We start from the raw sequence: 15,515 nt of genomic DNA on the forward strand, positions 1-15,515 counted from the left end.
AGGGCGGAAATCGCGCTCGACCACGGCGCTGAGCTGCCACACTAGAAGGATGTACTCCCGGATGGCCACGCCCGCCGAGGCGCGGGTCGACCTGGCCGCGATCAGGCGCAACGTCGCCCTGCTCAAGGAGCGGGCGGGCGGCGCCGAGCTGATGGGCGCCGTCAAGGCCGACGCCTACGGGCACGGGCTGGTGCCGTGCTCGCGGGCCGTGCTGGAGGGCGGCGCGAGCCGGCTCGGGGTCGCCTTCGTCCGGGAGGCGCTGGAGCTGCGCGCGGGCGGCGTGACCGCGCCGATCCTGGCGTGGCTCATCACCCCGGGCGAGCCGCTGGCGCAGGCCCTGGAGCACGACGTGGAGCTGTCGGCCGCCGACGTGCGGCTGCTCGACGAGATCGCCGCCGCCGCCCGCCGCGCCGGCCGCGCCGCCAGGCTGCACCTGGAGGCCGACACCGGCATGAGCAGGGGCGGCGCCCCGCTGGCCGCCTGGCCGGAGCTGCTGCGCAGGGCGCTGGAGCTGCGGGCCGAGGGCGTGGTCGAGATCGTCGGCCTGTGGTCGCACTTCGCCTGCGCCGACATCCCGGGCCATCCCTCGGTGCGGCAGCAGCTGGAGGCGTACGAGACGGCGCTGAAGCTGGCCGAGCAGGCGGGCGCGGCCGGCTCGCACGTCATCAGGCACCTGGCCAACTCCGCCGCCGCCCTGACCCTGCCCGAGGCCCGCTACGACCTGGTGCGGCCGGGCATCGCGATGTACGGCCTCAGCCCGATCCCCGAGCAGGGCGACTTCGGGCTGCGCCCGGCCATGACCCTGGTGGCGCGGGCCGCGCTGGTCAAGCGCGTCCCGCGGGACTCCGGGGTCTCCTACGGCCACCTCTACACCACCGACCGCGAGACCACGCTGGCCCTCGTCCCCATCGGCTACGCCGATGGCATACTCCGGCACGCCACGGGAAGGGCGGAGGTGCTCGCGGGCGGGCGGCGAAGGCGGGTCGCGGGCCGGGTCTGCATGGACCAGTTCATGATCGACATGGGGGACGACCCGCTCGCCGCCGGCGATGAGGTCGTGCTGTTCGGCCCGGGTGACGGGGGCGAGCCGACCGTTCAGGAGTGGGCCGATACGCTCGGCACGATCACGCATGAGATCGTGACCAGGATCGGCTCGCGGGTGCCGCGGGTCCACACCAGCACGGCGGCTTGAGCGGAGAAGGATCGGGGAGATGACGACGACAACACGGCGCCGCAGGGCAGGGATCGCCGGCGCGCTCGTCGGCGCGGCGTCCGCCGGGGTCGCGGCGGCGGCCATGGCCAAGCGCTACGCGGTCGGCCGCATCAGGCTGCGTCCCGACGCCGAGGCCAGCGAGCCGTTCGGGGAGCTGCGCGGCAGGGAGCGTACACACATCACCAGCGACGGGGTGGCGCTGCACGTCGAGGTCGACGGCCCCGACGACGCGCCGCTGACCGTCGTGTTCTGCCACGGCTACTGCCTCAGCCTGGAGTCCTGGCACTACCAGCGCAAGGACCTGCGCGAGAACTACCGGCTGGTGTTGTGGGACCAGCGCTCCCACGGGCGCTCCCAGCGCGCCCAGGCCGACGAGTCCATGATCGACCGGCTGGGCGACGACCTGGCCGAGGTGATCGAGGAGTTCGTGCCCGGCCCGTGCGTGCTGGTCGGCCACTCCATGGGCGGCATGACGATCATGGCGCTGGCCGACCGCCATCCCGGGCTGTTCGGCGAGAGGATCCGCGCCGTGGCGCTGCTCGCCACCTCGGCGGGCAGGCTGGCCGAGCTGACGCTGGGCCTGCCTGCGGCGCTGTCCAAGGTCGTCCACAGGTTCGCGCCCTCCACCGTGTCGATGCTGGGCAAGCGCGGCACGCTCATCGACCGCACCCGGCACGCCGGCAGCGACCTCGCCTTCCTGATCACCCGCTACATGGGCTTCGGCGACTCCAAGAACGTCAGCCCCACCGTGGTCGACTTCGCCGAGTCGATGATCAGGGCCACGCCCACCCAGGTGATCGCCGACTTCTACCCGGCCCTGATGAACCACGACAAGCTGGCCGCGCTGCACGTGCTCGACCCGGTGCCCACCGCGATCATGGTCGGCGACCACGACTGGCTCACTCCGCCCGACCACAGCAGGGCCATCGCGGCCGCCCTGCCCAAGGCCCAGCTCACCGAGGTGCCCGACACCTCCCACCTGATCCAGCTCGAACGTCCCGGCGTGGTCAACGACGCGCTGCGCGACCTGATCAAGAGAGTGGAGCCGTAGTGAGAGTCCCGACCGCCGAGTCCATGCGCGCGTACGGCGCCCGCCTGGCCGCCCACCTGCGCGCCGGTGACCTGATCGTCCTGTCCGGGCCGCTCGGCGCCGGCAAGACCACGCTGGTGCAGGGCATCGCCGAAGGGCTCAAGGTCCGCGGGCCCATCACCTCGCCCACGTTCGTCATCGCCCGCGTGCACCCCTCGCTGCGCCAGGGCCCGCCGCTCGTCCACGTGGACGCCTACCGGCTGGGCGGCGACCTGGAGGTCGACGACCTCGACCTGGACGCCTCGCTGGAGGAGTCCGTCACCGTCGTCGAGTGGGGCGAGGGGCTGGTCGAGGGCCTGGCCGACGACCGGCTGGAGCTCCACATCGACCGCGAGGCGGGCGACGAGGCGGGCGACGAGGCCCGCGTCGTCACCGTGCGCGCCGTGGGCCCCCGCTGGGCCGACACGCCGGTTGATCGGCTCGAAGGATAAAAGTCCGGCCATGCTCCGATAAAGCTGTCACCCTTGACGTACCTGACCGGTGATACCAATCATGATCGTTGGTTAGGGATTCGCCCAGATTTTCTGGGTATCAGGGAGGGCGACATCCACGATTCGGGTGGATGCTGGTGCCAGGACGGCAAAGTGGGGTGCGGCCGGTGCTCAAGGTCAGGCGTGTCGCGTACGCGGGAGCCATCGTCATGGTCGGTCTGACCGGCTGCACAGCCTCGGCCGAGTCCGGCCCCACATCCACACCCACAGCCTCCGGCACGGCCACCCCCACCATCTCGGCCACCAGCCCCCAGCCCGTCGTCACCAGGCCCAGCATCCAGGTCCAGCTCAACCCCGACCGGGTCACCGCCGGCGAGACCTCCACGGTGTGGATCCTGGCCAACTGCCCGGTGCCGACCGGCGGCCCGGCGCACACCGGCACCGCCACCTCGCGGGCGTTCGTCACCGGCGCCACGCTCAACCCGGTGCCCTCCGGGGCCGGCAGCCCCACCCCCACCGGCACCGTCGGCGGCTCGCCCTGGGTACGCGGCTCGGCGGAGGTCTCGGGAACGGTCCGGCGCGGCACCTACACCGTCAGCGTCAAGTGCGACGGCACCAACGACGCGGGCACCGCCAGGCTCCGGGTCGTGGCCGGCGAGGCGCTGCCGACCCACGTGCCCACCCGGGCGCCCCGGGCGGGCGGCGGCGGCACGTACGCCAAGGACTTCGACGAGGACTCCTCCATCCCCTTCGGCCCGGCGGGCGTGGTCGTCGGCCTCGTGGCGATCGCGGGCATCGGCTGGGCGGTCAAGCGGCGCAAGGCGTAACGCGATGGCACGACCGGGACGGGTCGTCGTCGCGGGGGTCGTCACCGGCCTGGTGTTGTTCGCCTTCGGCAAGGGGGCGCAGCAGCAGGCGTCCACGCCCGCCGCGAACGTCGTGCCCGAGAGCATCGACATCCCCTCCATCGACCTGGAGGCCCCGCTCATGAAGCTGGGCCTGACCAGGAGCGGCGACGTCGAGCTGCCGCCGTACGAGAAGCCCAAGGTCGCCGGCTGGTACGAGGGCAGCGCCGTGCCCGGCGAGAAGGGCGCCTCGGTGATCATCGGCCACGTGGACACCAAGACCGCGCCCGCCGTGTTCTACAAGCTCAGGGAGTTACGCAAGGGCCAGACCGTCAAGGTCGAGCGCAGCGACGGCAAGACGGTGACGTTCAAGGTGGACGCGATCGAGCAGGTGCACAAGGACAGCTTCCCCACCCGGCGCGTCTACCTCGACGACGGCCTGAAGCTGGTCACCTGCGGCGGCAGGTTCGACTACGCCAAGGGCGAGTACGTGGACAACATCATCGTCTACGCTTCCCGGGCATGAGCCATCCTCCGGCCTCCGGCGGCACCCGGGTGCCCTGGTCCGAGGTGCACCCGGCGGTCCGCGCGGCGGTCGAGGACTTCCTCGGCGGGCGGGTGGCCGAGGCACGCACCCAGGACGGCGGGTTCTCCCCGGCCGCCGCCGTGCGGCTGCGCACCGAGGACGGCCGGCGCGCCTTCGTCAAGGCCGTCGGCCCCGAGCCCAACCCCGACACCCCGCGCATCTACCGCGCCGAGCTGAGGATCGCCGCCGCCCTGCCGGAGAGCGTGCCCGCGCCCCGGCTGCTGACCGGCTTCGAGCTGGAGGGCTGGGTGACGCTGGTCTTCGAGGACGTCGAGGGCGCCCATCCCGAGCTGCCCTGGCGGCGCGACCAGCTCGACCTGGTGCTGGCCGCCCTCGACCGCATGACCGGCGCGCTCACCCCGTCGCCGATCGACGCGCCGCCGATCCACGAGGTCTACGGCGAGGTGTTCCGCGGCTGGCGCCTGCTGGCCGGGGAGGACACCGCGGGGCTCGCCCCCTGGGCGCTGCGCCACCTCGGCGAGCTGGCCGAGCTGGAGTCCGGCTGGCAGGAGGCCGCGGCCGGCGACAGCCTCGTCCACGCCGACCTGCGGGCCGACAACATCCTGATCGCCGGGGAGCGCGTCTACGTCGTGGACTGGCCGTGGGCCTGCCGGGCCGCGCCCTGGTACGACCGGGTGGGCATGCTGCCGTCGGTCGGGATGCAGGGCGGGCCGCCGCCGTGGGAGCTGTTCGCCGATCCCGATCCGGCCGTGACCGCCGTCGTCGCCGCCGTGGCCGGGTACTTCATGCGGCAGTCGCGCCGGCCGGCCCCGCCGGGGCTGCCGAAGGTGCGGGAGTTCCAGCGGGCGCAGGGCGTGGTCGCGCTGGAATGGCTGCGGCGGCGTACGGGCTGGGCGTGAGGCGGAGGCTCGCGCGGGGGCAGAGGCTCGCGCGGGAGGCGGAGGCTCGCGCGGGAGGCGGAGGCTCGCGCGGGAGGCGTTTCCGCGGGGCGGGGCCGGCGTTACGGCCGGGTGAGCGGTCCGCTGCCGGTAGGCTAATCAGTCGTGCTGGTCCTGGCCTTTGATACCGCGACGCCCGCCGTCACCGCCGCGCTCCACGACGGCGAGCGCGTGCTCGCCGAGCACACGACGATCGACGCCCGGCGCCACGGCGAACTCCTCGCCCCCACCATCGAGCTCGTGCTGGACGAGGCACGAGCGGCCCTGCGTGACGTGACGGCCGTCGTGGCCGGCAGCGGCCCCGGCCCCTACACCGGCCTGCGCGTCGGGCTCATGACCGCGCAGGGCCTGGCCACCACGCTGGGCGTGCCCGCCTACGGCGTCTGCACGCTCGACGCGCTCGCCTACGGCAGCGGCCTCACCGAGCCGTTCCTGGCCGCCACCGACGCGCGGCGCAAGGAGGTCTTCTGGGCCCGCTACACCGACCTGCGCACCCGCGCGGACGGGCCGTTCGTCGACCGTCCCGCCGACGTCCCGGCCGGCGGGCTGCCGGTCATCGGCGCCGGCGCCGACCTCTACCGCGACGTGCTGGAGGCCAAGGGGCACGAGGCGCCGCCCTACCCGTACGCCGGGGCGCTGGCCGCGCTCGCCGTCGAGCGGCTGGCCGCGGGCACCCCGCTCGACCCGCCGCGCCCGATCTACCTGCGCCGCCCCGACGCCGTCGTGCCCGGCGCCCCGAAGAAGGTGCTCGCGCCGGGCGAGGGCAAGCGGGCGACGGCGTGAGACCGGACGACGGCATGAGACCCGACGACGGCGCGAGACCGGGCGGCGGCGTGAGGGTCCGGCCCATGACGGCGGACGACCTGCCGGCGGTCATGGCGATCGAGCGGGCCACGTTCCCGCTCGACGCGTGGAGCGAGGGCATGATGCGCGGCGAGCTGGCCGACATGCCGCGCTCGCGCCACTACGTGGTGGCCCTGGTCGAGGACGAGATCGTCGCCTACGCCGGGCTCGCCGCCGCGGCCGACCAGGCCGACGTGCAGACCATCGCGGTCATGGAGAAGCACCAGGGCCGGGGCATCGGCGGCGCCCTGCTGACCGAGCTGCTGGCCGAGGCCCGGCGCAGGGGAGCGCGCGAGATCTTCCTGGAGGTACGCGCCGACAACCCGCGCGCCCAGGCGGTCTACCGGCGTTTCGAGTTCGAGGAGATCGGCACCCGCCGCCGCTACTACGACGACGGCACCGACGCGATCATGATGAGAAGGAAGCTGGATGACTGACGAACCCCTGGTCCTCGGCATCGAGACGTCCTGCGACGAGACCGGCGTCGGCATCGTCAGAGGCCACACCCTGCTGGCCAACACCATCGCCTCCAGCATGGACGAGCACGCCAGGTTCGGCGGCGTGGTGCCCGAGGTCGCCTCGCGCGCCCACCTGGAGGCCATGACGCCCACGGTCGAGGCGGCGCTGGCCGCGGCCGGGCTGCGCTTCTCCGACATCGACGCCGTGGCCGTCACGGCCGGGCCGGGGCTGGCGGGGGCGCTGCTGGTCGGGGTGGCGGCGGCCAAGTCGTACGCGCTGGGGCTCGGCGTCCCCCTCTACGGCGTCAACCACCTGGCCGCCCACGTGGCCGTGGACGAGCTGGAGCACGGGCCGCTGCCCAAGCCGTGCATCGCCCTGCTGGTCTCCGGCGGGCACTCCTCGCTGCTGCTGGTGCCCGACGTGACCGACGACGTGATCTCGCTCGGCTCGACCGTGGACGACGCGGCCGGGGAGGCGTTCGACAAGGTGGCGCGGGTGCTGGGGCTGCCGTTCCCCGGCGGGCCGCACATCGACCGGGCCGCCCGCGAGGGCTCGGGCACCGCCGTCACCTTCCCGCGCGGCAAGATCGACGACGGCACGCTCGACTTCTCCTTCTCGGGGCTCAAGACCGCCGTGGCGCGCTGGGTCGAGGCCAGGGAGGCGGCGGGGCAGAGCGTCCACGTGCCCGACGTGGCCGCCTCCTTCCAGGAGGCCGTGGTCGACGTGCTGACCCGCAAGGCGCTGCAGGCCTGCCGCAAGTACGGCGTGGACGACCTGCTGATCGGCGGCGGCGTGGCGGCCAACTCGCGGCTGCGGGCGCTGGCCCAGGAGCGGTGCGACGCGGCCGGGGTGCGGCTGCGGGTGCCGCGGCCGGGGCTGTGCACCGACAACGGGGCGATGGTGGCCGCGCTGGGCTCCGACCTGGTCGCCGCCGGGATCGAGCCCTCCAGCCTGCAGATCCCCGCCGACTCGTCGCTCCCGATCACCACCGTGCACGTCTGAGCGGCGCCGCCGGGGACGGCACGCCCCCCGCGACGCCGCTCGGAGGGGTGCTCAGTCCTTGCCCCGGCTGGGGCGCAGCAGGGCCTCGGCCAGGGCCAGCATGGTCTCCTCCAGGGCGCTCAGGCGCTTGGTGAGGTCGCCGGCGGCCGGCTCGACGATCTGGGTGACCGTCCGGGCCAGCTCGTCCCGATCGGGCCGCGCGCCCACCAGCGCGGTCAGCGCCTCGGCGGCGGCCGTCAGGCGCTCGGCCTGCTCGCCGGCCTGCGTGTCGAGCAGCTCCGGCAGGCTCAGGGACGCGGGCAGCTCGCTCACGCGCCGGCCGACCGCCTCGATGCGGCCGTTCATCGCGTCGAGGTGCTCGCCGGCCCGCTCGGTGCGGGCGGCCAGGCCGTCGAGGTGAGTGCCGAGGCCGGTGACGCGGGTGTCGAGCCCGTCGAAGCGGCCGCCCAGGTGCTCCTCGGCCTCTCCCAGCCGCTCGTCGAGCGCGTCGAGCTGGGTGTCGAGCTTGTTGAAGCGGCCCTCGGCGCGGTTGGCGGCCTCGCCGACGCGCTGGTCGGTGGCGGCCACGCGCTCGTCCAGCGCGGTGCAGCGCACGTCGAGGTGGGCGTCGAGCGCGTCGAAGCGGTCGTCGTGCCGGCCCAGGTGGCCGTCCAGGGTGCCGAGGCGCTTGTCCAGGGTGCCGAGCTGGCCGTCGACGTGCGTCAGCCGCTTGTCCACGCCGCTCACGCGGCCGTCCAGGCCGTCGAGGCGGGTGTCGATGTCGGACAGGCACTCGTCGGCCGACTCCAGCCGCCCGTCGAACCCGGTGAGCCTGGAGTCGAGTCCGGCCAGCCGGCCCTCGGACCGGTCGAGCCGGGCGTCCACGCCGTCGAGGCGGGCCGTGAGGCGCTGCTCGCTCTCGCCGAGCTGCACGGCCAGGTGCCGGTCGGCCTCGTCGAGGCGGGCGGTCAGGCGCTGCTCGGCGGCGGCCAGGCGGCCGTCCAGGCGCTCGCCGGCCTCCTGGAGGCGGGCGGCGAGCAGCGCGCCGGTCTCCGTCAGCCGGGCCGCGACCCGCTCGTCGGTCTTCGTCAGCCGGGTGACGACCCGCTCGTCGGTCTCGGCGAGCTGGGCGGTGATGCGCTCGTCGGTCTCGGTCAGGCGGGTGGTGATGCGCTCGTCGGTCTCGGCGAGCTGGGTGGCGATGCGCTCGTCGGTCTCGGTCAGGCGGGTGGTGATGCGCTCGTCGGTCTCGGCGAGGCGGGCGGCGATGCGCTCGTCGGCCTCCTCCAGCCGGGTGGTCACCCGCTGGTCGGTCTCGGCGAGGCGGGCGGTGAGCCGCCTGCCGGTCTCCTCCAGGCGGGCCGCGCCGTCGTCGAGGCGCGCGCCCAGGCGCTGCCCGGCGGCCTCGACCTGGCTCGCGAGCTGCTCGGCCGCGTCGGTCAGCCGCTCGTTGACGCCTTCCGACAGCTCGCCGACGGCCGCCTCCACCCGGTCGGTACGGGCGGCCAGCTCGGCCACGGACCTGTCGAGCCGGGTGAAGCGGCTGGCGGCGGCCTCCATGCTGGAGTTGAGCCCGGCCAGCATGGCGGCGAACTCGGACATGCCCTTGGTGATGCCGTCGGTGGTGTCGAGCACGGACCGCAGGCGCTTGAGCGCCTCGTCCACGTTGTCGCCCACGGTGCCCAGGTCGGCCCAGAGGCTCGGCAGCTCGGCCACCGGGGCGACGCGGGCGTCCACGTGGCCCACCCGGTCGCCGACGGCGTCCACGTGGTCGCGGACCGCCTCGACGTGCTGAGCCAGCCCCTCCGCCCACATGGGCGGCTTGTCGGCGATGTCCTCCAGCCGCCCGCTGACGGACTCCAGGGTGCCGCTCAGGCCGCCCAGCTCGCGCTCGCGGACCTCCCGCAGCAGCCATTCCATGCCTTCGAGCCGCTGGCGGATCTCGTCGAGGACGGCCCCTTGCGTGCGCTGCTCGTACACGTGGTCCTGGGAGGCGCGGGTGAGGAGGTCACGCATCCGGTCGGAAATGGCGGTGTAGCCTCCTGCCGCGAGAAGGGTCGTGTGGTTGGAATTGTCCACCGAAAAGCTCCTTCGCTCGCCGACGGTTTGCCGCGCAGCGGTGGGACGGGGTCCGGTTTGCACATCAATGGCGAGAACGCGGGTGACCGCATCAGGGGGAGAACTCCCGCCCGCCAACCTTAGCCTTTCGATCAAGGTCCGTCATTGCTGAATTGAAAGATCGTAGCTGACGGGATATTGACCGTTTTCCAAGGTCAGACAGGCTGGGAGGTGTCGCAGATAAGTGCATATGGCCGGTCGAGTACGCGAGTCAGGATGACGACCGCAGAATTCTCCCCGTTAAGCCGCAAATCAGCGCGCAACCGCTCGATGTCCACGGCGGAGCCGCGCTTCTTGATGGTGACATTTCCGATTTTCCGCTCGCGGAGCGCCGCGCGCAGCTTTTTCAGCGAGAATGTCATGATCTCGTCCACCGCGTACCGGGTGGCCCACGGGGTGTCCACCGGCTCGTCGGCCGCGATGTAGGCGATCTGCGGGTCCATCAGCCGCCCGCCCACCAGCCCGGCCACCTCGCGCACCAGGTGCGCCCGGATCGCGGCGCCGTCGGGCTCGTAGACGTAGCGGCCCATCGCGCCCACCTCGGCCTGCTCCGCGGAGCCGGCGGAGGCCAGCGTGTGGCCGCCGGGCAGCAGCGTGGCGCGGCGCACCAGCCGCAGGCGGCGCTCGCCCGTCCAGAGGGCGGCCTCCTTGACCTCGCCCTTGTAGGAGACCCACTCGGCCTCGGCGCCCTCGGGGATGTAGTCGTACGGGATGCCGGGGGCGACCTTGACGCAGGCGCGCCCGGCCCGCGCCACCAGGGCGAGCATGGTCGGCCAGGGCGGGGAGTAGGCCATCGGGTCGAACGTCCGGCCCCGGCTCGTCCGCCTGGCCGGATCGGCGAAGAGCACGTCGTAGTCCTCGGGCCGCACGCCGCCCGCGTTGCCCACGAGCACCGTCACCCGGCCGGCGACGCCCAGCGCCTCGGCGTTGGCCCTGGCCACGGCGGCGGTCAGCGGGTCGATGTCGACGGCCGTCACGGTGCAGCCGGCCCGCGCCAGGGCCAGCAGGTCGCCGCCGATGCCGCAGCAGGCGTCCACCACGCTCGCCCCGGCCAGCCGGCGGGCGCGGTGCTCGGCCACCTCCCTGCGGGTGGACTGCTCCAGGCCGTGCGGGGTGAAGTACATCAGCTCCGCGTCCGCGCCGAACTTCGCCCGCGCCCGCGCCCGCAGGCCCGCCTGGGTGAGGGCGGCCGAGGTGAGCGCGGCGTCGTACGTCCTGCGCAGCTTCGTGGCGGCGGCGACCGGGTCGGCTCCGGCGGCCGTCAGCTCCCCGGCCTCGGCGAGCGCCTGCCGGCCGCGCGGGGTCAGGAGCTGTCGGAAGGCTTCGAGGTCCACGTCCCCCGACGCTACCGCTCCGCCGACCTCTCCGTGACCTGGGCCGCCGGTGGGGTGCCTTCCGGGGACGGGGTGCAGCTCGGGGCCGGGGCGTCGCCCAGGGAGAGCAGGAGCTTGCGGAGCAGGGCGGCCAGGGCGTCGCGGTCGCCGGCGGAGAGCCCGGACAGCAGGCGGGCCTCGTGGGCGGCGTGCCGCTCCAGGAGGTCGTCGGCCACGCGCCGGCCCTTCTCGGTCAGGGCGACGAGCGTCATGCGCCGGTTGCGCGGCGCCGGGCCGCGATCCACCAGGCCGCGCTCGACCAGGTGGTCCACGCGGTTGGTGAGCGCGCCGGGGCTGACCATGGCGACGGCCGAGAGGTCCTTCATGCACATGCGGGCGTCCTCGGCGCGCAGCAGGGTGGCCAGCATGTCGAACTCCCACGCCTCCAGCCCGTGCTCGGCCAGGAACTCCCTGACGCCGCGCTCCAGCAGCCGCGAGGCCCGCGAGACGCGGCCGACCACGCCCGTCGGGGACACGTCGACGCCGGGCCGCGCGCGGGCCCACTGACCGATGATCTCGTCGATCGCGTCATCCATGCCGTCAATCGTACGACATTGAAATGTTCGACGTCGTGGTATACCGTTCGGCGCAGAAAACTTCGATGTCGAAATTTTTGAGGTGGGACGATGAGAGTGCTGGTGATCGGCGCGACCGGTTACATCGGGGCGGCCGTGGTGGAGCGGCTGGCCGGGGAGGGGCACGAGGTGGTGGCGTTCGTCCGCCCGGCGGCGGACGGCGCGAGGCGGGTGCCCGGCGCGGCCGAGGAGCGCCACGGCGACCTGGCCGACGCCGCCGCGCTGCGGGCCGCGGTCACGCCCGACGTGGACGTGGTCGTGCACGCCGGCCAGCTCACCGGCGACCGGGACGCCGACCTCGCCGCCATCGGCGTGCCCGCCGCCGAAGGGAAGCGGCTGGTCTACGTCAGCGGCGTGTGGGTGCTCGGCGAGATCGACGGGGGCGACGAGGACAGCCCGACCCGGCCGATTCAGCTCGTGGCGTACCGGGACGAGGTGGAGCGGCTGGTGATCGGCGGCGGCGGCTCCGTGGTGCGGCCCGGCGTCGTGCACGGCCGGGGGGCGGGCATCCCCGCGCTCCTGCGCGCCCAGGCCGCCGAGCGCGGCGCCGGCGTGTACGTCACGTCCGGCGACCGGGTGCCGACCTGGACGTTCGTCCACGTGGACGACCTGGCCGAGCTGATCGTCGCGGCCGTGGAGCGGGGCGGCCCGTCCGTCTACCACGCCATCAGCGAGGAGGCCGTGCCCGTCACCGCCGTGGCCGAGGCGGCCGCCCGCGCCGCCGGCGTGAAGGAGGCCGCCGAGCCCTGGCCCCTGGAGGAGGCCGCGCGGGTGCTCGGGGCGGGTTTCGCCGAGGCCCTGGCCCTCAGCCAGCGGATCGGCGCCGCCCGTACCCGCCGGGAGCTCGGCTGGAACCCCAGCCGCCCCGGCGTCGTCGCGGACCTCGCGGAGGGCTCGTACGCCTGAACGTCACCTGGAGTTCTGATCGCTGTCAGCAGACGCGGACGCGTTCGTGTTGACTGTCAAGGCCCTCTTGCATATGTTTCCTGTTGGCACTCTCCCCTTGAGAGTGCCAACGTGCGACGAGGCAGGTCTGACACCCGCGACGGCAGGCCCAGCTGGTCGCCTCTTCTGATCATTCACATCTGAAGGGGAGGTCCGATCGTGACGACCGCCACCAAGGTTCCCGTTAAGCCGCTCGGCGACCGCATCGTGGTCCAGCCGCTTGAGGCCGAGCAGACCACCGCTTCCGGCCTGGTCATCCCGGACACCGCCAAGGAGAAGCCGCAGGAGGGCCGAGTGCTCGCGGTGGGCCCCGGCAACTGGGATGAGGACGGCGAGAAGCGGATTCCGCTCGACGTCTCCGAGGGCGACATCGTCCTCTACAGCAAGTACGGCGGCACCGAGGTCAAGTACGGCGGCGAGGAGTACCTCGTGCTCTCCGCCCGCGACGTTCTCGCGATCATCGAGAAGTAGGCCGGACGCGTCGAGCCCCGGGCGCTCTTGCGGGCGGCCGGGGCTTTCGACGCCAGGAGAGGACTTTCAGCATGGCGAAGATCCTGGAGTTCGACGAGAACGCGCGCCGCGCCCTTGAGCGTGGCGTCAACGCCCTCGCGGACGCCGTGAAGGTAACCCTGGGCCCGCGGGGCCGCAACGTCGTCATCGACAAGAAGTTCGGTGCTCCGACGATCACGAACGACGGCGTGACCATCGCTCGTGAGATCGAGCTGGAGGAGCGCTACGAGAACCTCGGCGCCCAGCTCGCCAAGGAAGTGGCCACCAAGACCAACGACATCGCGGGCGACGGCACCACCACCGCGACCGTCCTGGCCCAGGCCATGGTCCGCGAGGGCCTGCGCAACGTCGCCGCCGGCGCCTCGCCGCTGTCGCTCAAGCGCGGCATCGACCAGGCCGCCAAGGCCGTCAGCGACAAGCTGCTCGCGACGGCCCGCGAGGTCGGCGACAAGAAGGAGATCGCCAACGTCGCGACGATCTCCGCCCAGGACGCCAAGATCGGCGAGCTGATCGCCGAGGCGTTCGACAAGGTGGGCAAGGACGGTGTCCTCACCGTCGAAGAGTCCAACGCCATGGGCATGGAGCTCGAGTTCACCGAGGGCATGCAGTTCGACAAGGGCTACCTGTCGGCCTACATGGTGACCGACCCCGAGCGGATGGAGTCCGTCCTGGAGGACGCCTACATCCTGCTCACCCAGGGCAAGATCTCCTCCATCGCGGACTTCCTGCCGCTGCTGGAGAAGGTCGCCCAGACCAAGAAGCCGCTGCTCGTGGTCGCCGAGGACGTCGAGGGCGAGGCCCTGGCCGTCCTGGTCACCAACAAGATCCGCGGCACCTTCACCTCCGTCGCCGTCAAGGCCCCCGGCTTCGGCGACCGCCGCAAGGCGATGCTCCAGGACATGGCCATCCTCACCGGCGGCCAGGTCGTCAGCGAGGAGGTCGGCCTCAAGCTGGAGCACGTCGGCCTGGAGGTGCTCGGCACCGCCCGCCGCGTCGTGGTGACCAAGGACACCACGACCATCGTCGACGGCGCCGGCGACACCGCCGCCATCGAGGACCGCGTCAAGGAGATCAGGCTCGCCATCGAGCAGTCCGACTCCGACTGGGACCGCGAGAAGCTCCAGGAGCGCCTGGCCAAGCTCGCCGGTGGTGTGTGCGTGCTGCGCGTCGGCGCGGCCACCGAGGTGGAGCTGAAGGAGAAGAAGCACCGCCTGGAGGACGCGATCTCCGCCACCCGCGCGGCGATCGAGGAGGGCATCGTCTCCGGCGGTGGCTCCGCGCTCATCCACGTCTCCAAGGAGCTCGACGACCTCGGCCTCAGCGGCGACGAGGCCACGGGCGTCGGCATCGTCCGCCGCGCGCTGGTCGAGCCGGCCCGCTGGATCGCCGAGAACGCCGGCCTGGAGGGCTACGTCGTCACCCACAAGGTCTCCGACCTGCCCGCCGGCCACGGCCTCAACGCCGCGACCGGCGAGTACGGCGACCTGATCGGCCAGGGCGTCATCGACCCGGTGAAGGTCACCCGCTCCGCCGTCCAGAACGCGGCCTCGATCGCGGGCATGCTGCTCACCACCGAGGCGCTCGTGGTGGACAAGCCCGAGGAGGAGGCTCCGGCCGCCGGCCAGGGCCACGGTCACGGCCACGGCCACTGATCCGGCTTCCCGCCGATCGATCCTCACGGCCCGCGTCCCCCCGCCGCCCCGCGCGGCGGCGGGACGCGGGCCGTACGGCTTTCCGGGCGTTCCGCCGGAGGCTCCGCGGGGCGTTCGACGGGCTTCGGTGGGCGTTCGGTGGGCTCCAGCGGGCTTCAGCGGGCTTCGACGGGCTTCAGCGGGCTTCGGCGGCGGTGCCGAACGGGTTGTCGATGACGTAGCGCCAGTGGCCGTCCGGGCCGCGCCTGGCCACGTCCGTGGCGGTGCCCGCGACGTGGACGCGCTCGCCGCCGGCGTCCGTGCCGTCGATCTCCCAGTCCACGATCAGCAGGGCGAGGTCGCCGGTCGCGTACACGTGCCGGGGCCGCACCGCGATCGGCAGCCCCAGCGCCACGAACGCGGCGTTGGCCGCCCTGGCCGCCGCGCCGTCCAGCGGCCGGCCCGGCTCGGGGACGAAGAGCGCCCCCTCCTCGTAGACCTCCGCCAGCGCCGCCGGGTCGCCGCTGTTGAACCGCTCGGCGAACACCGCGGGCACGTCCTCCGGCCGTTCCGCAAGCCGCATGGTGCACACTTCCCTTCGCAGATTCCCGATCGCGGCAACGCTAGGAGGCGCCCTCGTGGCTCACCAAACGGTTGGTCACACCGCCCGGCCGGGCCTGCCCGACGACCCGCGTGCCGGCGTCGCCGCGCCGAGCCCGTCCTGCCCGGTGGAGGTCACCCTCGCCGCGCTGCGCGGCCGGTGGACCACGCTGGTGGTCCGCGAGCTGCTGCGGGGCGAGCGCACGTTCACCGAGCTGCGCCAGGCCCTCCCCGAGCTGTCGGACAAGGTCCTGTCGGACCGGCTGGCCCATCTGACCGGGGCCGGGGTGCTCGTCCGCTCCCGGCGGCCCGGCTGGCCGCCGCGCACCCGCTACGCGCTGACCCCGCGCGGGCGCAGGCTCGGCCCCGTGTTGCAGGCGCTGTGGGACTGGGGCGCTGAGGAGGAGTGAATACCC

At 73.4% G+C, this 15,515-nt stretch carries 17 protein-coding genes; 13 read left to right on the plus strand and 4 right to left on the minus strand.

Annotated elements, in window-relative coordinates; genetic code table 11:
* The first annotated feature begins 61 nt into the window (after window positions 1–61).
* The 9 genes from alr to tsaD all read left to right on the plus strand — a co-directional run bounded on the left by alr (window position 62) and on the right by tsaD (window position 7,368).
* Window positions 62–1,192, plus strand: coding sequence for an alanine racemase (gene alr / locus AB0H75_RS00275; RefSeq protein WP_367790435.1), 1,131 nt, complete (start codon window positions 62–64; stop codon window positions 1,190–1,192).
* 19 nt (window positions 1,193–1,211) lie between these two features.
* Window positions 1,212–2,264 (plus strand): alpha/beta fold hydrolase, encoded by a 1,053-nt coding sequence (locus AB0H75_RS00280; protein ID WP_367787652.1) that lies wholly within the window; start codon window positions 1,212–1,214, stop codon window positions 2,262–2,264.
* A gap of 23 nt (window positions 2,265–2,287) precedes the next feature.
* Entirely contained in the window at window positions 2,288–2,734 is a 447-nt protein-coding gene (tsaE, locus tag AB0H75_RS00285) for a tRNA (adenosine(37)-N6)-threonylcarbamoyltransferase complex ATPase subunit type 1 TsaE (RefSeq protein WP_367790438.1), read from the plus strand.
* A 131-nt stretch (window positions 2,735–2,865) separates the two neighbouring features.
* Window positions 2,866–3,561, plus strand: coding sequence for a hypothetical protein (locus AB0H75_RS00290; RefSeq protein ID WP_367787655.1), 696 nt, complete (start codon window positions 2,866–2,868; stop codon window positions 3,559–3,561).
* A 4-nt stretch (window positions 3,562–3,565) separates the two neighbouring features.
* Window positions 3,566–4,105, plus strand: a complete 540-nt coding sequence (locus AB0H75_RS00295; RefSeq protein ID WP_367787657.1) for a class F sortase — start codon at window positions 3,566–3,568, stop codon at window positions 4,103–4,105.
* Entirely contained in the window at window positions 4,102–5,025 is a 924-nt protein-coding gene (locus AB0H75_RS00300; protein ID WP_367787659.1) for an aminoglycoside phosphotransferase family protein, read from the plus strand. Before AB0H75_RS00295 ends, AB0H75_RS00300 begins: the two co-directional genes overlap by 4 nt.
* Before the next feature lie 144 nt (window positions 5,026–5,169).
* A complete protein-coding gene (tsaB, locus tag AB0H75_RS00305; protein WP_367787662.1) occupies window positions 5,170–5,847 on the plus strand; it encodes a tRNA (adenosine(37)-N6)-threonylcarbamoyltransferase complex dimerization subunit type 1 TsaB in 678 nt (225 codons plus the stop codon).
* Window positions 5,848–5,912: 65 nt separating this feature from the next.
* Entirely contained in the window at window positions 5,913–6,344 is a 432-nt protein-coding gene (rimI, locus tag AB0H75_RS00310; RefSeq protein WP_367787665.1) for a ribosomal protein S18-alanine N-acetyltransferase, read from the plus strand.
* A complete protein-coding gene (tsaD, locus tag AB0H75_RS00315) occupies window positions 6,337–7,368 on the plus strand; it encodes a tRNA (adenosine(37)-N6)-threonylcarbamoyltransferase complex transferase subunit TsaD (RefSeq protein WP_367787668.1) in 1,032 nt (343 codons plus the stop codon). The genes rimI and tsaD overlap by 8 nt, the downstream gene beginning before the upstream one ends.
* 51 nt (window positions 7,369–7,419) lie before the next feature.
* On the opposite strand, the gene AB0H75_RS00320 is transcribed toward tsaD, so the two are convergent.
* The 3 genes from AB0H75_RS00320 to AB0H75_RS00330 all read right to left on the minus strand — a co-directional run bounded on the left by AB0H75_RS00320 (window position 7,420) and on the right by AB0H75_RS00330 (window position 11,374).
* On the minus strand, window positions 7,420–9,426 hold the full coding sequence (locus AB0H75_RS00320) for a hypothetical protein (RefSeq protein WP_367787671.1): 2,007 nt from the start codon (window positions 9,424–9,426) through the stop codon (window positions 7,420–7,422).
* Between the two features lie 194 nt (window positions 9,427–9,620).
* Entirely contained in the window at window positions 9,621–10,799 is a 1,179-nt protein-coding gene (locus AB0H75_RS00325; protein WP_367787673.1) for a methyltransferase domain-containing protein, read from the minus strand.
* A gap of 11 nt (window positions 10,800–10,810) precedes the next feature.
* Window positions 10,811–11,374 (minus strand): MarR family winged helix-turn-helix transcriptional regulator, encoded by a 564-nt coding sequence (locus AB0H75_RS00330; protein ID WP_367787676.1) that lies wholly within the window; start codon window positions 11,372–11,374, stop codon window positions 10,811–10,813.
* A gap of 90 nt (window positions 11,375–11,464) precedes the next feature.
* Here AB0H75_RS00330 and AB0H75_RS00335 point away from each other — a divergent pair, with 90 nt between their 5' ends.
* The 3 genes from AB0H75_RS00335 (at window position 11,465) to groL (ending at window position 14,520) form a co-directional block, all read left to right on the plus strand.
* On the plus strand, window positions 11,465–12,319 hold the full coding sequence (locus tag AB0H75_RS00335) for an NAD-dependent epimerase/dehydratase family protein (RefSeq protein ID WP_367787679.1): 855 nt from the start codon (window positions 11,465–11,467) through the stop codon (window positions 12,317–12,319).
* 195 nt (window positions 12,320–12,514) lie between these two features.
* The gene (gene groES / locus AB0H75_RS00340) at window positions 12,515–12,829 is read left to right on the plus strand and encodes a co-chaperone GroES (RefSeq protein ID WP_203885800.1); all 315 of its coding nucleotides are present in this window, start codon (window positions 12,515–12,517) and stop codon (window positions 12,827–12,829) included.
* Window positions 12,830–12,900: 71 nt separating this feature from the next.
* On the plus strand, window positions 12,901–14,520 hold the full coding sequence (gene groL / locus AB0H75_RS00345) for a chaperonin GroEL (RefSeq protein ID WP_367787682.1): 1,620 nt from the start codon (window positions 12,901–12,903) through the stop codon (window positions 14,518–14,520).
* Window positions 14,521–14,695: 175 nt separating this feature from the next.
* Here the strand turns inward: groL and AB0H75_RS00350 are convergent, their stop codons facing one another.
* On the minus strand, window positions 14,696–15,082 hold the full coding sequence (locus AB0H75_RS00350) for a DUF4440 domain-containing protein (protein WP_367787685.1): 387 nt from the start codon (window positions 15,080–15,082) through the stop codon (window positions 14,696–14,698).
* Window positions 15,083–15,137: 55 nt separating this feature from the next.
* Between AB0H75_RS00350 and AB0H75_RS00355 the strand changes: the two genes are divergently transcribed.
* A complete protein-coding gene (locus tag AB0H75_RS00355; RefSeq protein WP_367787688.1) occupies window positions 15,138–15,509 on the plus strand; it encodes a winged helix-turn-helix transcriptional regulator in 372 nt (123 codons plus the stop codon).
* Window positions 15,510–15,515: the final 6 nt, after the last annotated feature.

Origin of the sequence: Nonomuraea sp. NPDC050783 (assembly GCF_040802095.1) — a bacterium.
Lineage (GTDB): Bacteria > Actinomycetota > Actinomycetes > Streptosporangiales > Streptosporangiaceae > Nonomuraea.